2 protein-coding genes and 2 rRNA genes (1 of these 4 running past the window's edge) are annotated in these 6,704 nt (G+C 63.2%); 1 reads left to right on the forward strand and 3 read right to left on the reverse strand.

The features are described from left to right. Positions 1–83: 83 nt before the first annotated feature. Positions 84–2,909 (reverse strand): serine/threonine protein kinase, encoded by a 2,826-nt coding sequence (locus tag BHS09_RS23705; RefSeq protein ID WP_140799116.1) that lies wholly within the window; start codon positions 2,907–2,909, stop codon positions 84–86. A 1,238-nt stretch (positions 2,910–4,147) separates the two neighbouring features. On the opposite strand from BHS09_RS23705, the gene BHS09_RS38635 reads away from it, so the two are divergent. Next, positions 4,148–4,429 (forward strand): DedA family protein, encoded by a 282-nt coding sequence (locus BHS09_RS38635; protein ID WP_237079790.1) that lies wholly within the window; start codon positions 4,148–4,150, stop codon positions 4,427–4,429. A gap of 76 nt (positions 4,430–4,505) precedes the next feature. On the opposite strand, the gene rrf is transcribed toward BHS09_RS38635, so the two are convergent. Continuing rightward, a 5S ribosomal RNA gene (gene rrf, locus BHS09_RS23715) occupies positions 4,506–4,622 on the reverse strand. A gap of 161 nt (positions 4,623–4,783) precedes the next feature. Continuing rightward, positions 4,784–6,704, reverse strand: a 23S ribosomal RNA gene (locus BHS09_RS23720); it runs 1,042 nt beyond the window's last position.

Below are 6,704 nucleotides of genomic sequence, written 5' to 3' on the forward strand. Positions count from 1 at the left end.
AAATTGCTCGCGGGCGAGGCGTCATAGCGCGCCCATGCCCCACTTCGGTCAACAATCGAAGGGGGCATCGGATGCCCGCCTTCTCACTCGATGGGAACATTGACCAGCTTGGCTACACTGTCTTCCGTGATGTCGACCACCACGGGCTTGGTCGTCTTACCGTTGAGCTTGAACGAAATCTTCCGCTTGCCCACCGGTAGCATCAAAGGACTGCCCAGTGTCACCGGTGTCTGGCGATTCGTCTTCTTCCCATCGACGTAGATGTCCGCGCCCGCCGGCTTTGTGCTGCAGGCGAACTTGCCCATCACCTTGGGGGCCCTCGGCGGCTTGGGGGCAGGCGGAGGCTTGGGAGCCGCCTGGGGAGGCGGCCGCACGTTGGCCACGGTGGGCTCGGGCTGCGGCTCCTTCGTCATCTCGAACGCGACCGTGACCTGCTGGCTGCTGCCGTCGGCCTTGAACTCACCGGAGTACGGCTTGTAGCCCGCGAGCTTCGCGGTGAACGAGTAGGTCTTCCCCACCTCCAGGTTCGCCATGCGCGCGTCTGGAATCCGCCCCAGGCGCTCGCCATTCACGGCGATCTCCGCGCCGTCATCACCCTTGAAGACCGCTGCGACCTGAACGGGCGCGGGAGCCGGATCCGTGGCGGGAGGCGGCGTCTGCCCATTGTCGACAGGCGCGTTCTCAGGTGCCTTGTCGCCGCCTGGAGCCTCCGCGGGAGCGGCGGGCTCGGTGGTCCCCGCGGCAATGACGACGCCCGTGTTCGTCGGCGGTGCCGCAGGGGGCTTGTTCTCGGGCGGCGGGGCCGCCTGCGGCTCAGCTTCCAGCGGAAGCGAAACGACGATTCTGCTTCCGGCGACGACATCCACCGTCTTGGCCGAGCTCTGCTGTCCAGGAGCGCTCGCGGTGACCCGATACTGTCCTGCCGGGAGTGCCAGCAGCGTGTTGAGCTGGACCTCCTGGCCATTCAGCTGGATGCGCGCGGAAGGGTTGGACGGGGACACCATGAAGGTGACCTCGCCCGTGGACGGCCTGGTGGCCATCACCACGCCGACGACGAGCAACAGCACGATGGCCGCCGCGGCGGCGAACAGCACCGGCTTCGGCAGCGTCTTGAGGTTGAGCGCGGGCTTCCCCTTGGCGGGGGCCTTCGTCTTCGCCTTCGCCTTTGTGGGCGCAGCGGCCTTCGTGGGCGGAGGCGCCTCCTCCGGGGGGAGGGGAACCGAGCCCGTCACCTCTTCCTCGGGCTCGTTCAGGTCGTCGTGCGGGTGACCCTCGTCACCGTAGTCGTCCTGGGCGTCGTAGTCGGCGCCGCTGTCTTCCTCGGGCGGCTGCTCGTAGTCAGACGGATCCTCCTCGGGCTCGGGAGCGCGCTTTCCGCCCCGGCCGCGGCCCGACACGGGTACTGGCCTGCTGCCCGTCTCTTCGTCCAGCGAGGGAGACGAGCCGCGCGAGCGCGTCGGCGGCGCGGACGGCGCGGGGCCAATCATCGTGGCGCCGGAGTAGGCCTCGCCTTCCTCGTTGCTGATGACGACCTGCGCCTTGGGGCCACTCTTGCCCTTGCGCGAGGACGTATCGGGCGCGGGGGCGCGCAAGGAGTTGTAGGAACCGGACGTCCCATGGTCCTGGATGGGGTTCTCCGTCCGGCCCGTGATGCTGTCGTCCACCACGACGCTGCTGTCGGCAACGCGGGTTTCGGGAGACATGAACGTATGCGAGGAGTCGACAATCTGCGTCTTGTCGCCCGCGCCGACGCCCATCTCCTCGAGTTCCTCGGCGGTGGGAGGCGGGATGTAGTCCTGGACAGGCTGCGCCGGCGCGGTGGACGCACGGCCGGCGGGCGTTCCCGTCACCACCACGGCTGGAGGGGGCGCACGCCGCGCCGCCTGCCGGTTGAACCCAGGGGCTACCGTGATGCCCGAGGCCTCGATCTGGTCGGGGCGCTCGATACCGGCATAGCGCTCCATCTTCTCCGCCTCGCGGAGCATGTCCTCGGCGAAGGCCTCCTTCATGTAACTGGAGAGGTGCTTGGACGAGTAGATGGCGTCACCGGCCAGGAGGAACCGCATCAGGTCCTCGGCCATGTCCGACGCCCACTGGTAGCGGTCCTCGGGTTCGCGCGTGAGTGCCTTGAGGACCACCTTCTCCAGGCCCTGCGGGATGCTCGGGTTGAACTCGCTGGGAAGCGGAACCTCCGCGTTGCGCACCTTCTCCAGGGTGGAGAAGTCCGACTCGCCGACGAAGAGCTTCTCGCCCGTGAGCATCTCGTACAGCAGCACGCCCACGGCGAAGATGTCGCTGCGCCGGTCGATGGGCATACCCCGGACCTGCTCCGGGCTCATGTACCCGAACTTGCCCTTGAGGATGCCCGCCTGCGTCTTCTGGGAACGGTTCGCCGCCTTGGCGATACCGAAGTCGATGACCTTGACCTCACCCTCATAGGAAATGAGGATGTTCTGGGGCGACACGTCGCGGTGGATGATGTGGAGGTCCTGCCCGCGGGCGTCCTTTTTCCGGTGCGCGTAGTCCAGGCCGTCGCAGATCTTGGAGGCGATGAACACCGCTTGGGCGGTGGGCATGATCTCCTTACGACGCCGGTAGCGCTCCAACATGGTCCGGACGTCGCGTCCGGCGACGTACTCCATGGCGATGAAGTAGGTGTCGTCGTACTTCCCGAGTTCGTTGATGTGCACGACGTTGGCGTGGTTCAGCTGAACGCTGATCCGCGCCTCGTCGATGAACATCGTGATGAACTCTTCGTCCTCCGCCATCGTGGGGAGGATCTTCTTGATCGCCAGGATGCGCTCGAAGCCCTCGACGCCGAAGGCCTTCGCGATGAACACCTCCGCCATGCCGCCGACGTTGATGCGCTCGAGGAGCAGGTACTTCCCAAAGAGGGTCGGCTTCTTCATCTCGTGGAGCGGCCCGGCACCGGGAGGCGCGCACCGCGACAGGCGGTGCGCAGACCGGGCGGAAACCTGGACTCTAGTCGCAGCGCGGACGGCGAGTCAAACATGCACAGCAGCCTGAAACCCCAACGAATCCGGTAGCTTGAGCCCTTCGAGCACCACCCGGACCTCGCCATGGAAGTCTCATGTTCCACGACGCGCGGCGGCAGGCGTGCAAAGGGGGGCTCAGAGGTCTGTTGGAGCGCGGTCGTAGGTAGGCGCATGTCGCCTGTATTAGCAGGTCAGAGCGCCCCCTGCTTGGGGCATCCAAGCGGAAGGATCCATGACCCGGCGCCAGCGGGACCGGGCGAACCCGCCACCTGGCGTCGCCGAACTCGGAGCTCTCCCGGCTGAGGTTTCACCGGGCCCACGAGGCGCCTCCATTTCCCGCGCACGGTCAGCCCGGCCGCGGGCGACGCGCCCTCCGCCGCCGCTGGCGCATTGCCACCGAGACCTCTGGAACCAGAGCCAAGCCAAAGGAGGGCACACGGCCTCGTACTTCAAGCCGCCCAACTCAGGGGCGACGAATGGAGGACCGTCGATACCTCAGCGCCCCAAACGCCCTCCCGAGAAGCGCCGCACCATCCTGAGCAGCCCTCGGCATTGAGAAGAGGGAGCGGCTGAGACTCACCAGGCCCCCCGGGCGATACACGCCCGGACCAACCCCAATGCCAACCAACGGGCGTGCACACCAGAGGGTCTGCTCGCCAGCGAACCAGCCGCGAATATCGCCAGGCATCCGCGAGCACCAGGATGCCCTTCCCCTGGCTTGGCGATCGCAGGCGAGACGGCCAGCGTGCCCTGTGGAGACACAAGACTCATTCTCACCGCCCGAAGATGGGGCTCGCGCTGAACGAGGAGCCACGAGTGAAGAAGCTCCTGACTCCCTCAGCACCCGAAAGTTGGGGCTCGCGATGTATGAGCAGCCACGAGGGGAGAAGCTCCTGACTTCCGAGCACCGCGAACCGCTGGCCTGCTCTGCGCGCGCCACGGCGGGCACTGCGTCTTCGCGGGGCACTTTCTCGCGAAACCGCACAAGGCGGTTTCCATCATGGTCGCGGTGCAGAGCAGGTGGCTCCGTCATTACCCGATGAAGGAGGAACGCTCTCTTCCGCACGACGGACAGCGCAAGTGCCCGTTCTGAAGATGAAGAACAGCCACTGGCCCAGCTCTACGCGCGCCACGGCGGGCGCTGCGTCTTCGTGGGACGCTTTCTCTCGGTGCTGCGCGGAGCGGTGTTCATCATGGCCGCGGTGCAGGGCATGCGGCTGCGCCACTTCCTGCTGTGGGACGGGTTGGCGCTATTCCTCAGCGCCCCGGTGGTGGTGGGGCTGGGCTACGCCTTCTCACACAGTGTGGACGCGGTGGCGAAAGGAGCCGCGCGGGCCGAGCACCTGCTGGTGCTGGCCGCGACGGCGGCGCTGCTGGCGGTGGGGGGCGTGCGCCGGCTGCGCACACGGCGCCTGGCCCAACGCCTGCGGTGAGGCGCCGAAAACCCAAGACGCCCAAAACAGAAAACCCCCGGTGTCCACGAGGGACACCGGGGGTTTCTCAAAAAGAATCCGGCAGCGACCTACTCTCCCGCGCGGTTTCCCGCGAAGTACCATCGGCTCTGGAGGGCTTAACTTCCGTGTTCGGGATGGGAACGGGTGGGACCCCTCCGACATAGCCACCGGAAAACAAGCGACAGTGCATACAAAGGGTAAGTTTCGAATTTCTTGCTAAGCGAAGTCTCGCTGTGCGTATTTCAGTCTTCCAGGCGAGTGCGTGAAGCACTCGAGCCTCGGCCTTGGCCCCGAGTCCCTTACTCCCCTTGAGGGGGCATGCAAGAGAATGGGGAAAGTAAGCCTCACGACCAATTAGTACCGGTTAGCTGAACGTGTTACCACGCTTACACACCCGGCCTATCAACGTCGTAGTCTTCGACGGGTCTTCAGGGGCTTGCGCCCGGGATACCTGGTCTTGAGGTCGGTTTCCCGCTTAGATGCTTTCAGCGGTTATCCAATCGGCACATGGCTACCCAGCGATGCCTCTGGCGAGACAACTGGTACACCAGCGGTGCCTCCAACCCGGTCCTCTCGTACTAAGGTCAGAGCCTCTCAAGTATCCTACGCCCACAGCAGATAGGGACCAAACTGTCTCACGACGTTTTGAACCCAGCTCGCGTACCGCTTTAATTGGCGAACAGCCAAACCCTTGGGACCTGCTCCAGCCCCAGGATGCGATGAGCCGACATCGAGGTGCCAAACCTCCCCGTCGATGTGAACTCTTGGGGGAGATAAGCCTGTTATCCCCGGAGTACCTTTTATCCGTTGAGCGATGGCCCTTCCATTCAGGACCACCGGATCACTATGACCTGCTTTCGCACCTGCTCGACGTGTCCGTCTCGCAGTCAAGCTCCCTTATGCCATTGCACTCGACGCCCGGTTTCCAATCGGGCTGAGGGAACCATCGCGCGCCTCCGTTACTTTTTGGGAGGCGACCGCCCCAGTCAAACTACCCACCAGACAGTGTCCCAATCCCGGCTGACGGGACATGGTTAGACACCAGAAATCAACAGGGTGGTATTTCACCGTTGCCTCCACCGAACCTAGCGGCCCGGCTTCAAAGGCTCCCACCTATCCTACACAGTCAATCCCTAGTGTCACTGTCAAGTTATAGTAAAGGTTCACGGGGTCTTTCCGTCTTGCTGCGGGTAAACTGCATCGGCACAGCTATTTCAATTTCGCTGAGTCCCTCTCCGAGACAGCGCGGAAGTCGTTACTCCATTCGTGCAGGTCGGAACTTACCCGACAAGGAATTTCGCTACCTTAGGACCGTTATAGTTACGGCCGCCGTTTACTGGGGCTTCGGATCATCGCTTCACCTTGCGGCTGACGAATCCCCTTAACCTTCCAGCACCGGGCAGGAGTCAGACCCTATACGTCGGCTTGTCGCCTTCGCAGAGTCCTGTGTTTTTGGTAAACAGTCGCTACCGCCATTTCTCTGCAACCTCTCTCAGCTCCGGCTGTACGCCTTCACCTACCAGAGGCCCACCTTCTTCCGAAGTTACGGTGGAAATTTGCCTAGTTCCTTGGAGGAGAGTTCTCTCAAGCGCCTTAGGATTTTCTCCTCGCCCACCTGTGTCGGTTTACGGTACGGACACCCTGCAAGCTCCCTACGGGACTTTTCTTGGAAGCAGAGCATCAGCGACTTACCCCTTACGGGGCGCCATGGAGTCTCGGGGATAACTGCCGCGCCTTTATTCGTACGCGACACCCCTACACCTTTAGACTGACACAACCACCGGTCAGCTCGCCTAGCTTTCTCCGTCCTCCCTTAGTTCAACGCTCACAAGATGGTGCAGGAATATTAACCCGCTTTCCATCACCTACGCCTTTCGGCCTCGGCTTAGGTTCCGACTAACCCTGGGAAGATTAACTTGACCCAGGAAACCTTGGGCTTACGGCGAGGGGGTTTCTCACCCCCTTTATCGCTACTCATTTCGGCATCAGCACTCCCAGTCGCTCCAGCCGCCTTTTCAGTCGACCTTCGCTGCAACTGGGACGCTCCCCTACCGCCACACGCTTTACGTGTGACCCGAAGCTTCGGCACTAGTCTTGAGCCCCGTTACATTTTCGGCGCGGCCTGTCTTGACCAGTGAGCTATTACGCTTTCTTTAAAGGATGGCTGCTTCTAAGCCAACCTCCTGGTTGTCAATGACCTGCCACATCCTTTCTAGTGTTCACTTAGACTAGATTTGGGGGCCTTAGCTGTCGG

It is taken from the genome of Myxococcus xanthus, from assembly GCF_006402735.1.
Taxonomy (GTDB): Bacteria; Myxococcota; Myxococcia; order Myxococcales; family Myxococcaceae; genus Myxococcus; species Myxococcus xanthus_A.